Here is a 1,160-nt window from a genome sequence, read left to right as displayed (position 1 = left end):
ATGTACCCTTCGAATAAGGACCGGCTAATTCCGTGCCAGCAGCCGCGGTAATACGGAAGGTCCAGGCGTTATCCGGATTTATTGGGTTTAAAGGGAGTGTAGGCGGTTTTTTAAGCGTGTTGTGAAATGTAGATGCTCAACATCTGAATTGCAGCGCGAACTGGAAGACTTGAGTGCACACAACGTAGGCGGAATTCATGGTGTAGCGGTGAAATGCTTAGATATTATGAAGAACTCCGATTGCGAAGGCAGCTTACGGGAGTGTAACTGACGCTTAAGCTCGAAGGTGCGGGTATCGAACAGGATTAGATACCCTGGTAGTCCGCACAGTAAACGATGGATGCCCGCTGTTAGCACCTGGTGTTAGCGGCTAAGCGAAAGCATTAAGCATCCCACCTGGGGAGTACGCCGGCAACGGTGAAACTCAAAGGAATTGACGGGGGCCCGCACAAGCGGAGGAACATGTGGTTTAATTCGATGATACGCGAGGAACCTTACCCGGGCTTGAATTGCCAGCGCACGATACAGAGATGTTGAGGTCCTTCGGGACGCTGGTGAAGGTGCTGCATGGTTGTCGTCAGCTCGTGCCGTGAGGTGTCGGCTTAAGTGCCATAACGAGCGCAACCCCTTTTCTTAGTTGCCATCAGGTAATGCTGGGCACTCTAGGGATACTGCCACCGTAAGGTGTGAGGAAGGTGGGGATGACGTCAAATCAGCACGGCCCTTACGTCCGGGGCTACACACGTGTTACAATGGCCGGTACAGAATGTTGGTTGTGCGTAAGTACGATCTAATCTTTAAAGCCGGTCCCAGTTCGGACTGAGGTCTGCAACCCGACCTCACGAAGCTGGATTCGCTAGTAATCGCGCATCAGCCATGGCGCGGTGAATACGTTCCCGGGCCTTGTACACACCGCCCGTCAAGCCATGAAAGCCGGGGGTGCCTGAAGTTCGTAACCGCAAGGAGCGACCTAGGGCAAAACTGGTAATTGGGGCTAAGTCGTAACAAGGTAGCCGTACCGGAAGGTGCGGCTGGAACACCTCCTTTCTGGAGTAACGTTTATCCTTGAGGTATTGCTAAGAGTATGAACATTTTATGATTTCATTATTTGATATTGAATTTGTTTGTTTCTCTTCTTGTACTCATAATTCTGTTTCTAT

Annotated in this window: 1 rRNA gene; it reads left to right on the top strand. The window is 50.9% G+C overall.

The window, feature by feature from the left end:
• Positions 1 to 1,047: ribosomal RNA gene (locus CZ367_RS14015) — 16S ribosomal RNA — on the top strand; the annotation flags it as partial.
• Positions 1,048 to 1,160 lie beyond the last annotated feature (113 nt).

It is taken from the genome of Prevotella ihumii, assembly GCF_900155655.1.
GTDB classification, from domain to species: domain Bacteria; phylum Bacteroidota; class Bacteroidia; order Bacteroidales; family Bacteroidaceae; genus Prevotella; species Prevotella ihumii.
Note: the sequence above shows the minus strand (reverse complement) of the source record. Positions and strands in the feature narration are given on the sequence as shown.